General features: G+C 56.6%; 17 protein-coding genes, 1 pseudogene and 1 other annotated feature. Of the genes and pseudogenes, 6 read left to right on the top strand and 12 right to left on the bottom strand.

Features of this window, described 5'->3' with window-relative positions:
• Positions 1–10: 10 nt before the first annotated feature.
• Entirely contained in the window at positions 11–1483 is a 1473-nt protein-coding gene (locus AC2AXP_RS07600) for an MFS transporter (RefSeq protein ID WP_004962396.1), read from the bottom strand.
• Between the two features lie 126 nt (positions 1484–1609).
• On the opposite strand from AC2AXP_RS07600, the gene AC2AXP_RS07595 reads away from it, so the two are divergent.
• Positions 1610–2161, top strand: a complete 552-nt coding sequence (locus AC2AXP_RS07595; RefSeq protein ID WP_004962404.1) for a TetR/AcrR family transcriptional regulator — start codon at positions 1610–1612, stop codon at positions 2159–2161.
• A 125-nt stretch (positions 2162–2286) separates the two neighbouring features.
• Here the strand turns inward: AC2AXP_RS07595 and AC2AXP_RS07590 are convergent, their stop codons facing one another.
• Positions 2287–2583: a YciI family protein gene (locus tag AC2AXP_RS07590; RefSeq protein WP_004962405.1), complete on the bottom strand. Its 297-nt coding sequence runs from the start codon at positions 2581–2583 to the stop codon at positions 2287–2289.
• Between the two features lie 167 nt (positions 2584–2750).
• On the opposite strand from AC2AXP_RS07590, the gene AC2AXP_RS07585 reads away from it, so the two are divergent.
• On the top strand, positions 2751–3404 hold the full coding sequence (locus AC2AXP_RS07585) for an epoxyqueuosine reductase QueH (protein ID WP_039992054.1): 654 nt from the start codon (positions 2751–2753) through the stop codon (positions 3402–3404).
• A 240-nt stretch (positions 3405–3644) separates the two neighbouring features.
• Positions 3645–4397: a TonB system transport protein TonB gene (gene tonB / locus AC2AXP_RS07580; RefSeq protein WP_004962407.1), complete on the top strand. Its 753-nt coding sequence runs from the start codon at positions 3645–3647 to the stop codon at positions 4395–4397.
• A gap of 66 nt (positions 4398–4463) precedes the next feature.
• On the opposite strand, the gene yciA is transcribed toward tonB, so the two are convergent.
• The 4 genes from yciA to AC2AXP_RS07560 form a co-directional block, all read right to left on the bottom strand.
• On the bottom strand, positions 4464–4892 hold the full coding sequence (gene yciA, locus AC2AXP_RS07575; protein ID WP_039992056.1) for an acyl-CoA thioester hydrolase YciA: 429 nt from the start codon (positions 4890–4892) through the stop codon (positions 4464–4466).
• 75 nt (positions 4893–4967) lie between these two features.
• Entirely contained in the window at positions 4968–5507 is a 540-nt protein-coding gene (locus AC2AXP_RS07570) for a septation protein A (protein ID WP_102991013.1), read from the bottom strand.
• Between the two features lie 392 nt (positions 5508–5899).
• The gene (locus AC2AXP_RS07565) at positions 5900–6652 is read right to left on the bottom strand and encodes a YciC family protein (RefSeq protein ID WP_004962411.1); all 753 of its coding nucleotides are present in this window, start codon (positions 6650–6652) and stop codon (positions 5900–5902) included.
• A gap of 32 nt (positions 6653–6684) precedes the next feature.
• The gene (locus AC2AXP_RS07560) at positions 6685–7125 is read right to left on the bottom strand and encodes a YkgJ family cysteine cluster protein (RefSeq protein ID WP_004962412.1); all 441 of its coding nucleotides are present in this window, start codon (positions 7123–7125) and stop codon (positions 6685–6687) included.
• A gap of 285 nt (positions 7126–7410) precedes the next feature.
• On the opposite strand from AC2AXP_RS07560, the gene ompW reads away from it, so the two are divergent.
• Positions 7411–8055 (top strand): outer membrane protein OmpW, encoded by a 645-nt coding sequence (gene ompW / locus AC2AXP_RS07555; RefSeq protein ID WP_088499705.1) that lies wholly within the window; start codon positions 7411–7413, stop codon positions 8053–8055.
• A gap of 51 nt (positions 8056–8106) precedes the next feature.
• On the opposite strand, the gene AC2AXP_RS07550 is transcribed toward ompW, so the two are convergent.
• The 6 genes and pseudogenes from AC2AXP_RS07550 to AC2AXP_RS07525 all read right to left on the bottom strand — a co-directional run bounded on the left by AC2AXP_RS07550 (position 8107) and on the right by AC2AXP_RS07525 (position 15073).
• Complete coding sequence (locus AC2AXP_RS07550) at positions 8107–8421, bottom strand: BON domain-containing protein (RefSeq protein WP_004962417.1); 315 nt, start codon at positions 8419–8421, stop codon at positions 8107–8109.
• Positions 8422–8522: 101 nt separating this feature from the next.
• Positions 8523–9329 (bottom strand): tryptophan synthase subunit alpha, encoded by an 807-nt coding sequence (gene trpA, locus AC2AXP_RS07545; RefSeq protein ID WP_004962419.1) that lies wholly within the window; start codon positions 9327–9329, stop codon positions 8523–8525.
• Positions 9329–10522 (bottom strand): tryptophan synthase subunit beta, encoded by a 1194-nt coding sequence (gene trpB, locus AC2AXP_RS07540; RefSeq protein WP_088499925.1) that lies wholly within the window; start codon positions 10520–10522, stop codon positions 9329–9331. Before trpB ends, trpA begins: the two co-directional genes overlap by 1 nt.
• A gap of 34 nt (positions 10523–10556) precedes the next feature.
• Complete coding sequence (gene trpCF, locus AC2AXP_RS07535; protein ID WP_198773986.1) at positions 10557–11918, bottom strand: bifunctional indole-3-glycerol-phosphate synthase TrpC/phosphoribosylanthranilate isomerase TrpF; 1362 nt, start codon at positions 11916–11918, stop codon at positions 10557–10559.
• 3 nt (positions 11919–11921) lie between these two features.
• Positions 11922–13517, bottom strand: a pseudogene (gene trpD, locus AC2AXP_RS07530) (bifunctional anthranilate synthase glutamate amidotransferase component TrpG/anthranilate phosphoribosyltransferase TrpD).
• The gene (locus AC2AXP_RS07525; RefSeq protein ID WP_004962428.1) at positions 13517–15073 is read right to left on the bottom strand and encodes an anthranilate synthase component 1; all 1557 of its coding nucleotides are present in this window, start codon (positions 15071–15073) and stop codon (positions 13517–13519) included. The pseudogene trpD and the gene AC2AXP_RS07525 overlap by 1 nt, the downstream one beginning before the upstream one ends.
• A gap of 28 nt (positions 15074–15101) precedes the next feature.
• Positions 15102–15202, bottom strand: a sequence feature (Trp leader region).
• A 264-nt stretch (positions 15203–15466) separates the two neighbouring features.
• Between AC2AXP_RS07525 and rnm the strand changes: the two genes are divergently transcribed.
• Complete coding sequence (gene rnm / locus AC2AXP_RS07520) at positions 15467–16339, top strand: RNase RNM (RefSeq protein WP_273868382.1); 873 nt, start codon at positions 15467–15469, stop codon at positions 16337–16339.
• 72 nt (positions 16340–16411) lie between these two features.
• Positions 16412–17032, top strand: coding sequence for an L-threonylcarbamoyladenylate synthase (locus tag AC2AXP_RS07515; RefSeq protein ID WP_004962449.1), 621 nt, complete (start codon positions 16412–16414; stop codon positions 17030–17032).
• The last annotated feature ends 35 nt before the right edge of the window (positions 17033–17067 follow it).

The raw sequence follows: 17067 nt of genomic DNA, 5'->3' as shown, positions 1-17067 counted from the left end.
GTTTGCCAATTTATTTGCGCATCATGTAGCTGAGTGCTGCGCTTCCCAGCGCCATCAACAGCGCGGCTGCCGTCAACACGGCAACAAAGGCCCGATCGAAGGCGGCACGCGCCAGGTCGACCAGTTGAGTGGCCTGTTGCGAGCTCAACGCCGATGCCAGACGCAGTGCTTCATCCAGACTGTCATACGCCAGACTGGATACCGGCATGTCGTTCGGCAACTGCAGACTGTGACTATAGATTGCCGTCATCATTCCCCCCAGTAACGTCACACCCAATACGCCGCCCAATTCGTAGGCAACGTCTTCAATCGACGCCGCCATGCCGGATTTATCTTCCGGGGCGTTGAGCATGATGGCGGTTGACGCGGCGGTAATCGCGCCCCCCAGACCAAAACCGGCAACAAACAGCCAAGCCAGTTGCCACAGCGGCGATGACTGATAGCACAACACCAGGCCGACAAAGGCGACGGTGGTCATGACACACCCGCTCAGAATCAGGTGTGGCTCACCGTAGCGCGGCAGCAGCAGACCCGCCAGCGGTCCGGCCAACGCCGATGCCAGTGGGATCGGCAAAATAAACAGCCCGGCCTGCAACGGCGTCAGGCCGTTGACCAGCTGTAAACGTTGGCTTAACACCAGTTCGACGCCGACCAGGGCCACCATCGACAGAATAGCCACCGACACGCCACCGGCGAACAACCGGTTATGAAACAGCGTGAAGTCGATCATTGGATATTCGGCTCGCCGTTGACGTCGCACGAACAGCGTCAGGAACAGTATGCCCAGCGCGCCGGCACAGGCCAGGGCGAACAGGGACGGTTGGCTTTTACTGAGCTCTTTCAGCGCGTAAATGGCGCCAACCAGACCGAGCATGATTTGCAGTGAGCCAATGATGTCATAGGGGCGTTTATTGCCACCGCCGCAGTGCGGGATCAGCCACCAGGCGAAGGGCAATACCGTTAACACCACCGGTACATTGATCAGGAACACAGACCCCCACCAGAAATACTCCAGCAACATGCCGCCAACTACCGGACCGACCGCCGCACCGCCGGATGCCACCGCAGCCCAGATGCCGATTGCCAGGGCGCGCTCGCGTGGTTCGCTAAACACGTGACGGACGATAGATAAGGTGGCAGGCATCATCATTGCCGCACCAACGGCCAAAAAGGCGCGGGCGGCGATCAACCCCTCGGCGCGACCAGAAAAGGCGGCGCACAGCGAAGCCAGGGCAAACACGGGCAAGCCGGCGATAAACATTTTTTTATGGCCAATGCGGTCGCTGAGCATACCGGCGCCCGGCAACAGACCGGCAACCACCAGCGGATAAGCGTTGACGATCCATAATTTTTCAGAGGCGCTGGCATCGAGCGCCTGCGTTAAGCGCGGCAAGGCGGTATACAGTACCGTCATGTCGATAATGATCAAAAAAAGTGCGGTGGAGACCATCGCCAGGATCAACCAGCGATTATTTGCATGCATAATAACGTCCTACTGACAGAAACAGCGAGAACCCTCTCGTCGCTGGGAGCTGACCGATGGCCATCGACCACGGGTAATGGCTATAATATAAATCCATACGTATGTATTGAAAAGAGGTATTCCTCAATGGGACGTCAACGAAGCATCGATCGCGACCGGGTGCTGGATGCTGCTGAAGAGATCGTGGCCAGCCAGGGGGCTGCCGGGTTAACCATTGACTCGGTTGCCAAAGCAATGGGGATTTCCAAGGGCGGGGTACAGTACTGTTTTGGCAATAAGGACGCCCTGATTGATGCCATGTTTGAACGTTGGGGCAAGGCGTATGATGAGGTTTTCACCCAGATAGCCGGCAGCGACCCCTCGCCGCTGACCCGGGTGCAGGCGCATATGCAGGCGACGCGCAGTTCAGATCAGACCTCGAGCGCCAAAGCCGCCGGGCTGATGGCTACGCTGATACAAACACCGCAACATCTTGATAGCACCCGCGAATGGTACCGTGGGCGGATTGAGTCGTTGGATGTCACCAGCGAGCAGGGCAAACGCGCCCGTCTGGCTTTCCTGGCCACCGAAGGGGCGTTTATGCTGAGATTTTTTGGCCTGATGGAGATCGACCAGCAACAGTGGGAGGCGATGTTTGCCGATATACAGCGCTATCTCCTTGCGGCCACGGAAGAATAACTCAACGCCAGCGCCTGCCTATCGCACTGATAGCTGGCGAAGGAAATGGCTGTCGGCTAAGGTAATCGGACAAAATATTCCCTCGAAGACCTTGGCCAGCGACCTCCGCGCTGGCTTTTTTTTGCTTAAAATACCTGTTTGAACGGTTTGACCACCACCTCGCCATACACGCCTGCGGCGACGTAGGGATCTTGCTCAGCCCAGGCCTGGGCGGCTGCCAGCGAGGCGAATTCGGCAATCACCGTTGAACCGGTGAAGCCCGCAGCGCCGGGATCGTTGCTGTCGATCGCCGGATGGGGGCCCGCCACCAGCAAACGGCCTTCGTCACGCAGTGCCTGCAGTCGGGCAAGATGGGCCGGGCGAACCGACAGGCGGTTTTTCAGCGAGTCCGGTACGTCTTGTGCGTAGATCAGATAAAGCATTTTTCACCTTTAAAATCATTGCCATACAACGGTAAAAACAAAGTAGCGCAAAACGGCCGTCAAGGAAACCGTTTTTGCCGCAGTCGGTGCTGATGCCTTGAAGCGACTAACCTTTATTCGTATAGTGCCGAGCGCATGATAGATACCATTAACCAAAAGGTAGAGAAATGACGGAACGGGTCAGAGAACAACTTCACCTGCCAGCAGGCAAGCGTAAACTGCTGCTGCATTCCTGCTGCGCGCCGTGCTCGGGTGAAGTGATGGAAGCGATACAGGCATCCGGCATCGATTACGCCATTTTCTTCTATAACCCGAATATTCATCCGCAGAAAGAGTATCTGCTGCGTAAAGAGGAAAACATTCGTTTCGCTCAGCAGCATGGGGTGCCGATTATTGATGCTGACTATGATACCGACAATTGGTTTGCCCGTGCCAAGGGCATGGAAAACGAACCGGAACGCGGTATCCGCTGCACCATGTGTTTTGACATGCGCTTTGAGCGCACGGCGCTGTATGCCCATGAACACGGTTATGACACCATTTCCAGTTCGCTCGGCATATCCCGCTGGAAGAACATGCAGCAAATCACCGACTGCGGTATTCGCGCGGCTGCGCCGTATCCCGAACTGGTGTATTGGGACTATAACTGGCGTAAAAAGGGCGGCGCCTCACGGATGATCGAGATCAGCAAACGCGAGCGGTTCTACCAGCAGGAATACTGCGGCTGCGTTTATTCCCTGCGTGATACCAACCTGCATCGCAAGGCGCAGGGACGGCCATTGATCAAGCTTGGCGTGTTGTATTACGGCGATGATGAATAAGCCGAACGAACTGGTAGAACAACCCGCTGCGGCGGGTTTTTTATCGTGTTGAATCCGCGTCATCAAGGTTAAAAACAGGTGTATTGCTAGCAAAAAAAGCGAATGAAAAGTTAATGTTTTTGGGGCCGATGCGACGCAAAACGCCGAAACATGCCGATTGAAGCGATAGTTTGTCTTTCGTTATTGAATATGATTGCTATTTGCATTTAAACTTGGCGAACCAGAGGAAACAGAATCATTATGCCGCTAAAAAAGATGTTCCTTATTCGCCGTTTGTCAGTGCCGATTGTCCTTTCCGTTGGCTTGCACAGTGCCTTGGTTGCCGCGTTGCTCTATGCGTCGGTCAAGGAAGTGATGGATTTGCCGAAACCGGAGGACGCGCCTATCAGCGTCATGATGGTCAACACCGCCGCGTTGGCCGAACCGCCGCCGCCGGCTCCCGCACAGCCGGAACCGGAGCCGGAGGTACAGCCAGAACCTGAGCCAGAACCAGAGCCGATTCCCGAACCGCCACCGCTACCCAAGGCGATTCCAAAACCGGAGCCGGTGAAGCCCAAGCCGAAACCAAAACCCAAGCCAAAGGTCGAAAAACCGCTAAAGCGCGAACCGAAGAAGGCAGAACCGCGTGAACCATCGCCGTTTGAAAACGATGCGCCGGCCAAACCTGTTGCCAAAGCGCCGGTGAAACAGGCTCCAACCGCACCGGTGACCGGCAACTCGCGCAATCTGGGGCCGAAACCGTTGAACCGTGTTGCACCGTTATACCCAGCGCGCGCGCAAGCGTTGCAGATAGAAGGGCGGGTCAGAGTGCAGTTTGACGTAGACAGCGATGGCCGTCTCAGCAACGTGCGCATTTTGTCAGCGCAACCGCGCAACATGTTTGAGCGGGAAGTGAAGCAGGCGATGCGCAGATGGCGCTATGAAGCCAAAGAGGGCAAGGATCTTATCGTCAACATTCAGTTTAAACTGGATGGCAGCGCTTCACTCGACTGATTCTTGCTCAGCCGCAATAAAAAAGGGTCGCGATTATCGCGACCCTTTTTGCTGACGGCAGTCAGGTTATTCGGCAAAACCGACGCGGAAGTTGCGCTTCCCATCCGGCAATGCGCGCGAGTTACCTTCGTCATCGACCGCAACATAGGTAAATACCGCTTCGGTAGCGCGATAGCGTTGACCGATCGGCGCGGAAGAAACCTTCTTTACCCAGACTTCGACGTTAATGGTAATGGAACTGCGACCGGTGCGGATGCATTGCGCGTAACAGCACACCACGTCCCCGACGGCGACGGGCTTGAGGAAGGTCATACCATCAACGCGAACCGTAACCACCCGGCCCTCGGCAATCTCTTTCGCCTGAATGGCACCACCGATATCCATCTGCGACATCAGCCAGCCACCAAAAATATCGCCGTTGGCGTTGGTATCCGCCGGCATCGCCAGCGTGCGCAGTACCAGTTCTCCACTGGGTAAAGGTCGTTGTTGTGTCATAGCTGTCTGCTTTTTGAGAAATGGATCACATTATACTGCCCGCAGCAACGGCGACGGGCATTAACAAATTTGTAACTATTTTTTCTGTTCTTCTGGCATGTGCTTATAAATATAGACGCCGCTCAGCAAGGTGAACACCAGCGTCAATGCGGTCAGGCCAAACACTTTGAAATTGACCCAGACGCTTTGCGGCAGCCAAAAGGCGACGTAAATATTGGCCAGACCGCAGGCCAGGAAGAACAGCGCCCAAGCCAGATTGAGGCTGTTCCACACCCCTTGTGGCAGCGTCAGCTCTTTACCCAGCATGCGCTGGATCAGCGGCTTCTTCAGCACCAGTTGGCTTACCAGCAATGCCAGTGCGAACAGTGCATAAATGACCGTGACCTTCCATTTAATAAACAAATCGTTATGGAATACCAGCGTCAGGGTGCCGAACACCGCCACCATCACGAAGGTGATCAGCGTCATCTTCTCGACCTTGCGGTATTTAACCCAGGTGAAGACCAGCGCCAGCGCGGTGGCGACGATCAGCGCCCCGGAGGCGACATAAATATCGTAGAGCTTGTAAAAAGCAAAAAAAACAATCAGCGGGAGGAAATCAAGAAACTGCTTCATAAATCAATCCATCATCTATTCATCGGTCGACTATACCGGATTCGGTCAGATCTGTGTACCACGGCAAACTGTCGATTATCGGCGTTTGGCGGCAGAATTTCTGCCGGTTTGGCAAGAATTTGCATGAATTTACCTAGCGTCGCCGCCGATGATACCGGCCGCATGATACGCGTAATCATAGTCGGAGCGTGCGGCGTGACAGCATCGGTTACGCAATGGCATTTTCCGACACTGCTTCAATGCCGGCGTCCGTCGTTACCAATGGTGTATGTGCAGGCAACCTGGCCGGAGAGCGGGCAGGGCGAGCGCCGTTGTTGTGCTATGGGGTGCAATCTGGCGCAATAAATAAAAAGGGCACGCCGTGGCGTGCCCTGGTACAACTCTGTTGTTTATCAGCCGCGCAGCAGCATATACAAACGGAACAGGTAAATCAGCAACAGTGCAGAAACCAGGTTGCTCAGTGCGGTCAGCACTACGCTGGCGACGTTCGGGGTCAGCACCGACAGATGACTGACCAGGAACAGCACCAGCAATTTGGCCGCCAGCCACAGCATCATCGCCGGCACGATCACCCGTGCATTGGCGAAGGCCAGCTTGGCGCTCAGTTTCAACGAAGCGAACACGCCTTTCTTGTCGGCAGAGCTTATCACCGGCGCCAAAGAAAATGCGATGGCCAGAATCACTCCCGGCACCACGAACAGCGTCAGGCCAAGCTGGATCACCAGGGTACAGATGAACAGCAGCAGCAACAGTCGCGGTAATTCCGGTGCTGCCGCGCCGATGGCACGTAGAGCACTGACCGGCTGGCCTTGTGACACCAGGCGAATCAGCGTCAGCATACCGCCAACCAACAGCACATTGCCGACCAATGCCGAGATGGTGGCGGCAGCCGATACTTTCAGCAACACCATTTGTTGTTCAGGCGTCATTTGCTGAATGATGTCCTGAATACCCATCCCTGCGGATGTGGCAAAATCGCTTTCCGTTGCGGTCAAAATCTTCAACTGCTCGGCATCAGGGCTGAAAACCTGATTAAGCAATACCGAAATGAACGCGGTCAGCAGTGCCATCAGCAAGATGCTGGCCAGCTGATTACGGAAAAAGTTAAAACTGTCACGGTACAATGTGTTAGCCGTGATAGGCATGCAGACTCCTTGGCGTCGAGAACAGAGACAAATCAGTGGGCGATTGTACCTTGTTCCGGCTCACTGTGGCACCCCGCAAGTGACATGACGCTGATTTCTTCGACGATTGTGGTTTGCGGCAGCGATAACGGCATGGCAACCGGCAGCGGCGGCAGGCCATAACGTGCGCGAGCCCGATCGCAGGCTTCGTTGCGGATACCGTTTTCTCCGGATTGATCAAACTCCCGACAGGGCGAAGGCCGATTAAGATAGATGGAACAGGACACTGCGGTGCCGATCTCGCCATCCAGCGCGGTACATCGTGGGGACTTGCTATTGGTCCCCTGCATGCAACGCAGGAACGGGGTTAACGGCTCGGTAAGTGGTGAAGGGACGATGCCGCCGCCGTCATCGGCTTCAGCCCAGTAGAATGACACTCGAAAATAGGCGCAGCAGGCGCCACAACTGACACAGGGATTGAGTATTTCGCTCATCTTGATTGCCCACCGACTCCTTACGGCCACCAACCAAAACCAACATGAAGCGAAGAAACTACCCAGTCGCCTGATTTTTGGCAACTGAAATTTTGCGTTTCACTCTGTTGGCGGCTCTCTGCGTTTTTTGATTCAGATCAATTCTTGATTTATTAACCAGTTAAGTAACCTTGTTTTTGGTAGGAATTAATTTATTTACACATAAGATGTGATCTCGATTGGATCATAAATACCCTGTAGTAGGTATATTCGTCGAGTCTGTAAACCACACTAATGGAATGGATAATGAAAAAGACAACTCTGGTGGTATTGGCGGCTATGATGGCCCCGATGGTGGCAAGTGCGCATCAAGCGGGTGATTTCCTGTTCCGTGCGGGTACCGCAACGGTGCGTCCGACAACCGGTTCGGATGACGTGCTGGGGCAGGGATCGTTCAAGGCGGATAATAATACCCAGTTAGGCCTGACCTTCGGCTATATGGCCACCGACAATATCGGTATCGAGCTGCTGGCAGCCACGCCGTTTCGCCATAAGGTGTCGCTGAACGGCAAAGCCGTCAACGGTGACATCGCCACGGTGCATCAACTGCCGCCAACCTTGATGGCGCAATACTATTTTGGCGATCGGCAGGATAAACTGCGTCCGTATCTCGGGGTAGGTGTCAACTACACCACTTTCTTTGACGAAAAGTTCAATGACAATGGCAAGGGCGCCGGGTTGAGCAATCTGAGCCTGAAAGACTCGTGGGGCGTGGCGGCTCAGGCCGGTCTGGATTACAACCTGGACGAGCACTGGATGTTGAACATGTCGGTATGGTGGATGAATATCGAAACAAAAGTTCGCTTTGATGATGCCGCCGGTGAGCATCACAGCATTGATACGCGTCTTGATCCGTGGGTGTTCATGTTCGGTGCCGGTTATCGCTTCTGATAACCGTGATGCCTGAAACAGGGGAGCCGTCCGGCTCCCCTGTCGGCATCGTTACTTGACCTGCATAACGTTTTCAACCGATTTCACACCGGCCACGCCGCGCGTTACCTGCACAGCGCGGTTGGCATCGGCGCTAGAGCTTACGAAGCCGCTCAACTGCACTCGCCCCTTGAAGGTTTCTACGCTGATTTCAGTCGACTTGATCGATTTGTCTGCCAGCAGCGCTGATTTTACTTTTGTCGTCACAACCGTGTCATCAATATACCCGCCAGTCCCTTCAGAGGTTGCCGTCGGCGCACAGGCGCTTACCGCCATCGCCATCACCGCCGCCGCACACAGGGCTGAAAGGGTTTTGAATAGCTTCATAAATTACTCTCCATGCAATGTTATTTTTGTTGAAACTACGGACACAATCTATTGTGTGACAAGACGCGAATGAGTTCAAATGCGCGCCGTGTTTTTTGCACTTAGCTGCGGGTAGCTGCCTTCATTTCACTGACGAACGCGCCCAGTCTGGCGAGCATCTCGGCCGGTTGTTGCTGGTGCTGTTCAATGATTTTAACTATTGCAGACCCGGAAATCGCGCCGGCGGCACCGGCCTGTAATGCATCACGCACCTGTGACGGTTCGGAAATGCCGAACCCCTGCAGCGGTGGTGCAGCGCGGTATTCACGCAGCGTGTTGACCAAATGGTGTAGCGGCAACTGGGCGCGGCTTTCGGTACCGGTCACCCCGGCACGCGACAGCAGGTAGGTATAGCCACGGCCGTGCGAGGAAATTTCCCGCAGCAGATCGTCATTGGCGTTCGGCGGGCAGATAAAGATTGGCGCGATATCATGTCGCAACGCCGCAGCGCGGAATGGCGCAGACTCTTCAAACGGTACATCGGCGATCAGCACCGAATCGACGCCGACTTGCGCGCAGCGCTGATAAAACGCATCAATCCCTTTATGGAACACCAGATTGGCGTACATCAGCAAACCAATCGGTATCTCCGGGTGTTTTTGGCGAATGGTCGCCAGCATTTCAAAGCACTGGGTTGGCGTTACGCCGGCGGCAAATGCCCGCAGCGCGGCGCTTTGAATCGTCGGGCCATCGGCCAGCGGATCGGAAAACGGGATGCCCAGTTCCAGCGCATCCGCGCCGTTTTCGATCAGGGTATCGATAATTTGCAGCGACAGCGTCGGATTGGGATCGCCCAGCGTGACGAAGGGCACGAAAGCACCTTCACGTTGGCTTTCCAGGCGCTTGAACAGTTGCTGGTAACGTTCCATCAGATTTCTCCCCGTGCTTTCAAAATATCGTGAACGGTAAATATGTCCTTGTCGCCGCGGCCAGACAGGTTAACCACCAGAATCTGCTCTTTTTGCGGCGTTTCACGGATCATTTTCAGCGCGTGGGCCAGCGCGTGGGAAGATTCCAGGGCCGGAATGATGCCTTCATGACGGGAGAGCGCCTTGAACGCATCAAGCGCTTCGTCGTCGGTGATTGAAACGTACTCCGCACGGCCGATGCTATTAAGATAGGCATGTTGCGGCCCGACGGAAGGGAAATCCAGCCCGGCGGAAATCGAGTACGACTCTTCGATCTGTCCTTCGGCGGTTTGCATCATCGGTGCCTTCATGCCGAAATAGATGCCAACGTGGCCATGCTTCAGTGGCGCGCCATGCTGACCGGTTTCGATCCCGAGACCCGCCGGTTCTACGCCGATCAGGCCGACGCTGGTTTCGTCGATAAAGTCGGCGAACATGCCGATGGCATTGGAACCGCCGCCGACGCAGGCCAGAACCGCATCGGGCAGACGTCCTTCGCGTTCTAACACCTGTGCTTTGGTCTCTTCGCCGATCATCCGCTGGAATTCACGCACGATGGTGGGATACGGGTGCGGACCGGCGGCGGTGCCGAGCATGTAGTGCGCGGTGTCGTAGCTGCCGGACCAGTCGCGCAACGCTTCGTTGCAGGCGTCTTTCAGCGTAGAAGAACCGCTGTGTACCGGGATGACCTCGGCGCCCATCAGCCGCATGCGGAACACGTTTGGCGATTGGCGTTCGACGTCCTTGGCGCCCATGTATACGCGGCACTTCAAACCGAGCAGGGCGCTGGCCAGCGCCGAGGCTACACCGTGCTGACCGGCGCCGGTTTCGGCGATGATTTCCGTTTTGCCCATCCGTTTGGCCAGCAGCGCCTGTCCCAGCACCTGGTTGGTTTTATGCGCGCCGCCGTGCAGCAAGTCTTCGCGCTTTAGATACAACTTGGTGTTGGTGCCAGCGGTCAGGTTTTTGCACAGCGTCAGCGCCGTTGGGCGCCCAGCGTAGTTTTTCAGCAGATCGATAAATTCAGCCTGGAATTCAGGGTCGCGCTGGGCGCTGACGAAGGCTTCTTCCAATTGATTCAGGGCCGGCATCAGAATTTGCGGTACGTACATACCACCAAATTCACCGAAGTAGGGGTTAAGCAGCGTCATTATGTTTCCCGTCAATTATCTTGGTTAAATATCGTCATCAGTAGGCACGCAGCGTCTGGAACACCGCGGCGATACGATCGGCATCCTTGATGCCAGGCGTGCTTTCAACGCCGGAATTGAAATCCAGGCCGGCACAGCCGAGTTGCGCGGCTTCGACGCAGTTGTCGGCGCTCAGGCCGCCGGCCAGCATCACGTTGTCGAGATCCTCTCCGTGCAGCACACTCCAGTCGAAGCGTTGGCCGGTGCCGCCGGCGCCGTTGTCCAGCAGATAGCGGTCAACCTGTTGCAGCTCACGAGCCGGTACACGGTCTTTCACGCTTAGCGCTTTCCAGATTTGGCATGAGGATGGCAGTTTGGCGCGCAGCGTGGTGATGTAGGCCTGATCCTCCGCGCCGTGCAACTGCACGGCCTTCAGACCCAGGCGCTCAACGGTTTGCGCCACGGTATCCACCTGCGCATCACAGAACACGCCGACATAGTTGAGCGGTGCGCCGGAAATCACTTCCCGCGCGCGGCTGATGTCCACATAACGCGGTGAACGGCCGACGAAGATCAATCCGCCATAGTTGGCACCGGCCTGATAGGCCGCCGCAGCGTCTTGCGCACGCGTCAGCCCGCAGACCTTGTTGTCGCCCAGCAGCACGCGACGCACTGCGCAGCGCAGATTGCTTTCCGACATCAACGCACTGCCGATCAGAAAACCGTTGGCGAAGCGGCTAAGCTCGCGGATCTGACCGTAATTGTTGATGCCGGATTCGCTGATCACCGTCACGCCGTGCGGCACGCGCGGCGCCAGCCTGCGAGTGCGATCGAGATCGATGCTCAGATCGCGCAGGTCACGATTATTGATGCCGACCACTTTGGCCTCCAGCGCAATCGCACGCTGTAATTCCTCTTCGCTGATCACTTCGGTCAGCACGCCCATGTCGAGGCTGTGCGCCACCGCCGCCAACTGGCGGTACTGTTGATCGTCGAGAACCGACAGCATCAGCAGTATGGCGTCGGCCTGATAGTAGCGCGCCAGGTAGATTTGGTACGGATCGATAATAAAGTCTTTGCACAGCACCGGTTGGGTCACGGTTTTGCTGACCAGTGGCAGGAAGTCGAAGCTGCCCTGGAAGTATTTTTCATCGGTCAGCACCGAAATTGCCGATGCATAATCCCGGTACACCCCGGCAATCTCCAGCGGATCGAAGTTTTCGCGAATCAGCCCCTTGGAGGGCGACGCTTTCTTGCATTCAAGAATAAACGCCGTTCTGGTGCCTTGCAGCGCATGGTAGAAGCTGCGTGTGCTGGGGGCGATATCCTGTTGGAAGCTGGCCAGCGGCTGTTGTTGCTGTCGTGCTGCGACCCATTGCGCCTTGTCACGAACAATCTTGTTGAGCACGGTTTCCTGCATCATTTATCCTCTTGCTGCCAGAGCGGTCACTCGCTCATAGGCCTGTCCGCTATGAATCATGTCCAATGCCTGCTGCGCATTGTGGCGCAGGTCTTCCTGTCCGAATAACTTCAGCAGCAACGCGACGTTAGCCGCGACCGCTGCGGCGTGTGCCGGGTCACCTTTACCTTGTAACAACCGTGCCAGAATGTCACGGTTTTCTTCCGGCGAACCGCCCAGCAGCGATGCCAGCGGATAGCTGTCCAGACCAAAGGAGGCCGGCGTCAGACTGTAGCTGTCAATTTCACCGTTGTTCAGTTCGGCCACCTGGGTGGTGGTGTGGATGGCCACCTCGTCCATACCGCCGCCGTGCACCACCGCAGCGCGCTGATAGCCCAGCACGCGCAGAGTTTCGGCAATCGGCAGCACCAGTTCCGGGCTGTAAACGCCAATCAGCGCCAGCGGTGGGCGTGCCGGATTAATCAACGGGCCTAGCACGTTGAACACCGTCCGGGTTTTCAACTGCTGGCGCACCGGCATCGCGTGGCGGAATCCGGTGTGATACTGCGGTGCAAACAGAAAACATACGCCGAGTTCATCCAGTGCCTTGCGCGCTTGCTCTGCCGGCAGATCCAGGCGAATGCCAAATGCCGCCAGCAGGTCGGAGGAGCCCGAACGGCTGGAAACGCTGCGATTGCCGTGTTTGGCAATCTTGGCGCCGCAGGCCGCCGCCACAAATGCGCTGGCGGTGGAAATATTAATGCTGTTGGTGCCGTCGCCGCCGGTGCCGACGATATCGGCAAACGCATAGTCCGGCCGAGGGAACGGTTGGGCATCCGCCAATAAGGCCTGCGCTGCGCCAGCGATTTCTGCCGGGCGTTCGCCGCGGATCTTCATACTGATCAGAGCGGCGGCTAACTGGCTTGGTTCCAGCTCACCGCGCACGATGGCGCTGAACAACTGCTGGCTTTCCTGCTGGTCCATTGATTCTGAACGGTACAGTTTCTCAAGAATAGATTGCATCAATGTGTCCTCTGCTTACTTCGCCAGCGCCCAGGCCAGAGTTTGCTCCAGCAAACGTGCACCCTGGGTGGTCAGAATAGATTCAGGATGGAACTGGAAACCACATACGCGATCGGCATCGTGCCGTACCGCCATCACCATTTCCCCGAACTGTGCGTTGACCGTCAGTTCGGCCGGGATATTGCTGCCGACCAGCGAGTGGTAGCGTGCGACCGGCAGCGGGTTGGCCATGTCGCTGAACATCGCTTCGCCGTCGTGGCTAATGGCGGACGCCTTGCCGTGCAGGATCTCGCCGGCCTGGCCGACATGGCCGCCGTAGGCTTCGACAATCGCCTGGTGACCGAGGCAGATACCGATTATCGGCAACCGGCCCCGCAGGCGTTGCAGCAGTGTCGGCATACAGCCGGCGTCGGCTGGGGTTCCGGGGCCGGGCGACAGCATCAGCACCGGCTGTGTCATCTGCTGTAAACGGTCAATGATCGCTTCGGCAGCCACCTGATTACGGTAAATCACCACCTGATGGCCGCTGGAGCGCAGTTGATCGACCAGGTTGTAGGTAAAGGAATCGACGTTGTCGAGCAGCAGGATATCGGCCATCAGAATACCTCCTTGGCATGATGCGCGGTGGCGATGGCACGCAGCACGGCACGGGCTTTATTACGGGTTTCATCGGCTTCCGCCTGGGGGACCGAGTCCAGCACCACGCCGGCGCCGGCCTGTACGGTGGCAATGCCGTCTTCGACATAGGCCGAACGAATAACGATACAGGTATCGAGATCGCCGGTGGCGGTGAAGTAGCCTACAGCGCCGCCGTAGCTACCACGACGGCTGCCTTCGGAGGCGGCAATCAGTTGCATGGCGCGAACTTTGGGAGCGCCGCTCAGGGTGCCCATATTCATGCAGGCCTGATAGGCATGCAGCACGTCAAGATCGCTACGCAGGCTGCCGACCACTCGAGACACCAGATGCATGACGAAAGAATAGCGGTCGACTTTGGTCAGGTCGGCGACGTAACGGCTGCCGGCGGTACAAATACGCGCCAGATCGTTGCGCGCCAGGTCAACCAGCATCAGGTGCTCCGCCAGTTCTTTATGGTCGGTGCGCATTTCCAGTTCAATGCGGCTGTCGAGATCCAGATCGAGCGCGCCGTCCTGACGCCGGCCGCGCGGACGGGTGCCGGCGATCGGGTAGATCTCGATCTGACGGTTGCTGGCGTCATATTTCAGCGCGCTTTCCGGCGAGGCGCCGAACAGCGTGAAGTCGTTGTCCTGCATGAAGAACATGTAAGGGCTTGGATTGCTGTCCTTCAACGTTTGGTAGGCTGCCAACGGTGCCGGGCACGGCAGCGAAAAGCGGCGGGACGGCACTACCTGGAAAATCTCACCCTGACGGATGGCCTGTTGCATGTGGCTGACCACTGCGCTGTATTCTTCATCGCTCTGGTTGCAGCTCAACTGCATGTCTGCCAGCGTTTGATGCGGGATGGGCTGCGGTGTCTTCTTCAGCTGTTGCTGAACCTGTTGTAGCCGTTGTTGCAGGCGTTGCCGCTCGGTATTGTCACCGGTGAACACGCTGGCTTGCAGGCGGGCAACGCCATGCTGGTGGTCGAGTACCAACAGGGTTTCCGCCAGATAGAAACAGAAATCCGGGCAACGCTGGTCATGGCGCAGCTCAGGCAAGTCTTCGAAGCCGGCGACCAGATCGTAGGCAAACAGGCCGCCAAGCATCATGGCTTCACGCTCGTCGGCCGGCGAGTCGACCACCTTCAGCAGCGTACGCAATGCGTCGAACACCGACAAGGAACGCAGACGCGCATCTTCGTCCTGCACCGCGTCAATGCGCGGGAAGGACAGCTCACGGCCATTTGGCCGCGCTTCATTATGCACTTCTGCCGGTAACGCCTCGTCCAGCAACGGCAGCAGGGCCGCGCCGTTGGCGGTCAGGGCTTGCACGCTGACCTGACGACCCAGCGCGGTGATGCGCAACGCACTGTCGATCACCAGCAGGCTCTGCAGGTTTTGCTTGCTGTTGATTTCCGCGGATTCCAACAGCAGGGTGGCCGGACGTGCGCCGCACAGCTGGTGGAAAATGGTGGTCGGATCGCCGCGATAACTGGCTTCGGCCTTCAGCAATGTCAGTTGTGGTTTGGTCATTATCGGTAGTTCCAGTTAAATTCTGTCCATAAAAAAGCCCGCGTAACGGCGGGCTTGGAGAATCTGCAGTGTCAGATGACAGGTATGCGATTACACCGCCCGCGAAAGGGAGGTACGCCACCAACGAAGAAGAGAAGTCTGTTTGCTCATTTTTATGCTCTCTCTGGTTATCATCCAACGGGATATTCAACACGGCCATTGCCGTGAACTTGTGTACTAGTTAACTGGTTCGAGGTGGCGATGTCAACCCTCTTTTTGCACAATGTGTTAGCGCCATCGGGTTTTTTCCCTTCCACCGCCGGTGTAGCCTGCCGGCGTGGGTACAGAATAGATTTCCGTCCAACCGGCAATAGAGGCTATGATGACGGCCCAAGCCATAGCCGGATATTTCTTTTGACTGACAGTAACCCTCTGCCCTCCGCATTTACGCTGTACGACCTTCATAGCCATACCACCGCCTCCGATGGCTACCTGACGCCAACGCAACTGGTGCAAAGGGCGGTGGAGATGCGGGTAGGCGTATTGGCCATCACTGACCATGACACCACTGCCGGCCTGGCCGAAGCTGCTGCGGCTATCGCACAGCTGGCGCTGCCGCTGCAATTGGTCAACGGCGTTGAAATCTCCACGCTGTGGGAAAACCATGAAATTCACATCGTCGGCCTGAACATTGACGTCACGCACCCGGCGATGGTGCAACTGCTGGCCGAACAAAGTGAACGACGCACGCTGCGCGCGCAGGAAATTGGCCTGCGGCTGGCCAAGGCGCGCATCGAAGGCGCCTATGAAGGCGCTCAGCGTCTGGCTGACGGCGGTGCGGTGACCCGTGGCCATTTTGCCCGCTATCTGGTGCAGAAAGGCGTAGCGGACAACATGGCGCAGGTATTCAAGAAATACCTGGCGAAAGGGAAAACCGGCTACGTTCCACCGCAGTGGTGTACAATAGAACAAGCTATTGATGTGATTCATCAATCCGGTGGACAGGCGGTGATGGCTCACCCTGGGCGTTACGATTTGACCGCCAAGTGGCTGAAACGTCTGTTGGCACACTTTGCCGAACAGCACGGTGATGCGATGGAGGTCGCCCAATGCCAGCAGGCGCCGAACGAACGCAGCCAATTGGCCGCGTATGCGCAGGATTTCCAACTGCTGGCATCACAAGGGTCGGATTTCCATCAGCCCTGTTCGTGGATTGAACTTGGTCGCAAGCTGTGGTTGCCAGGTGGCGTGGAGCCAGTCTGGCGTGATTGGCCGCAGGCGCAGTAGCGATCCTGACGTAACACCTCAGGCGAACAACGTGGGCGGGGCCGTCCGCGTGTACCATTTTAGGAGCAATACATGAGCCAGCTTTTTTATATTCATCCAGACAATCCTCAGCCACGTTTGATTAACCAGGCCGTGGAAGTACTGCGCAAAGGCGGAGTCATCGTCTACCCGACCGATTCAGGCTATGCGTTAGGCTGCAAGCTGGAAGAAAAAGCCGCAATGGAACGAATCTGCCGCATCCGTCAGTTGGACGGCAATCATAATTTTACCCTGATGTGTCGCGATCTTTCCGAGCTGTCCACCTATGCCTATGTGGATAACAGCGCGTTTCGCCTGATCAAAAACAACACGCCAGGTCATTACACGTTTATTCTCAAGGCGACCAAGGAAGTGCCACGTCGACTGATGAACGACAAGCGCAAGACCATCGGGTTGCGTGTGCCGTCCAATCCGATCGCTCTGGCGTTGCTGGAAGAGCTCAACGAGCCGATGATGTCGACCACCCTGATGCTGCCGGGCAATGATTTTGCCGAATCCGATCCAGAAGAAATCAGCGATCATTTGGGTAAACAGGTCGAACTGGTGATTCACGGCGGATTTCTCGGGCAACAGCCGACCACGGTAATTGATCTGACTGAATCTTCGCCGGAAGTGGTGCGTGAAGGGGCAGGCGATCCGACGCCATTTCGCTGAAAACCCCCGCGGTGCCATCAACAAATTCTGAAAAA

This window comes from Serratia sp. Sp408 (assembly GCF_057180665.1).
Note: the sequence above shows the minus strand (reverse complement) of the source record. Positions and strands in the feature narration are given on the sequence as shown.

Coding starts and splice junctions, on each gene's coding strand:
- AC2AXP_RS07600 (WP_004962396.1), bottom strand. CDS start 1,483: ATGCATGCAAATAATCGCTGGTTGATCCTGGCGATGGTCTCCACCGCA.
- AC2AXP_RS07595 (WP_004962404.1), top strand. CDS start 1,610: ATGGGACGTCAACGAAGCATCGATCGCGACCGGGTGCTGGATGCTGCT.
- AC2AXP_RS07590 (WP_004962405.1), bottom strand. CDS start 2,583: ATGCTTTATCTGATCTACGCACAAGACGTACCGGACTCGCTGAAAAAC.
- AC2AXP_RS07585 (WP_039992054.1), top strand. CDS start 2,751: ATGACGGAACGGGTCAGAGAACAACTTCACCTGCCAGCAGGCAAGCGT.
- tonB (WP_004962407.1), top strand. CDS start 3,645: ATGCCGCTAAAAAAGATGTTCCTTATTCGCCGTTTGTCAGTGCCGATT.
- yciA (WP_039992056.1), bottom strand. CDS start 4,892: ATGACACAACAACGACCTTTACCCAGTGGAGAACTGGTACTGCGCACG.
- AC2AXP_RS07570 (WP_102991013.1), bottom strand. CDS start 5,507: ATGAAGCAGTTTCTTGATTTCCTCCCGCTGATTGTTTTTTTTGCTTTT.
- AC2AXP_RS07565 (WP_004962411.1), bottom strand. CDS start 6,652: ATGCCTATCACGGCTAACACATTGTACCGTGACAGTTTTAACTTTTTC.
- AC2AXP_RS07560 (WP_004962412.1), bottom strand. CDS start 7,125: ATGAGCGAAATACTCAATCCCTGTGTCAGTTGTGGCGCCTGCTGCGCC.
- ompW (WP_088499705.1), top strand. CDS start 7,411: ATGAAAAAGACAACTCTGGTGGTATTGGCGGCTATGATGGCCCCGATG.
- AC2AXP_RS07550 (WP_004962417.1), bottom strand. CDS start 8,421: ATGAAGCTATTCAAAACCCTTTCAGCCCTGTGTGCGGCGGCGGTGATG.
- trpA (WP_004962419.1), bottom strand. CDS start 9,329: ATGGAACGTTACCAGCAACTGTTCAAGCGCCTGGAAAGCCAACGTGAA.
- trpCF (WP_198773986.1), bottom strand. CDS start 11,918: ATGCAGGAAACCGTGCTCAACAAGATTGTTCGTGACAAGGCGCAATGG.
- AC2AXP_RS07525 (WP_004962428.1), bottom strand. CDS start 15,073: ATGACCAAACCACAACTGACATTGCTGAAGGCCGAAGCCAGTTATCGC.
- AC2AXP_RS07515 (WP_004962449.1), top strand. CDS start 16,412: ATGAGCCAGCTTTTTTATATTCATCCAGACAATCCTCAGCCACGTTTG.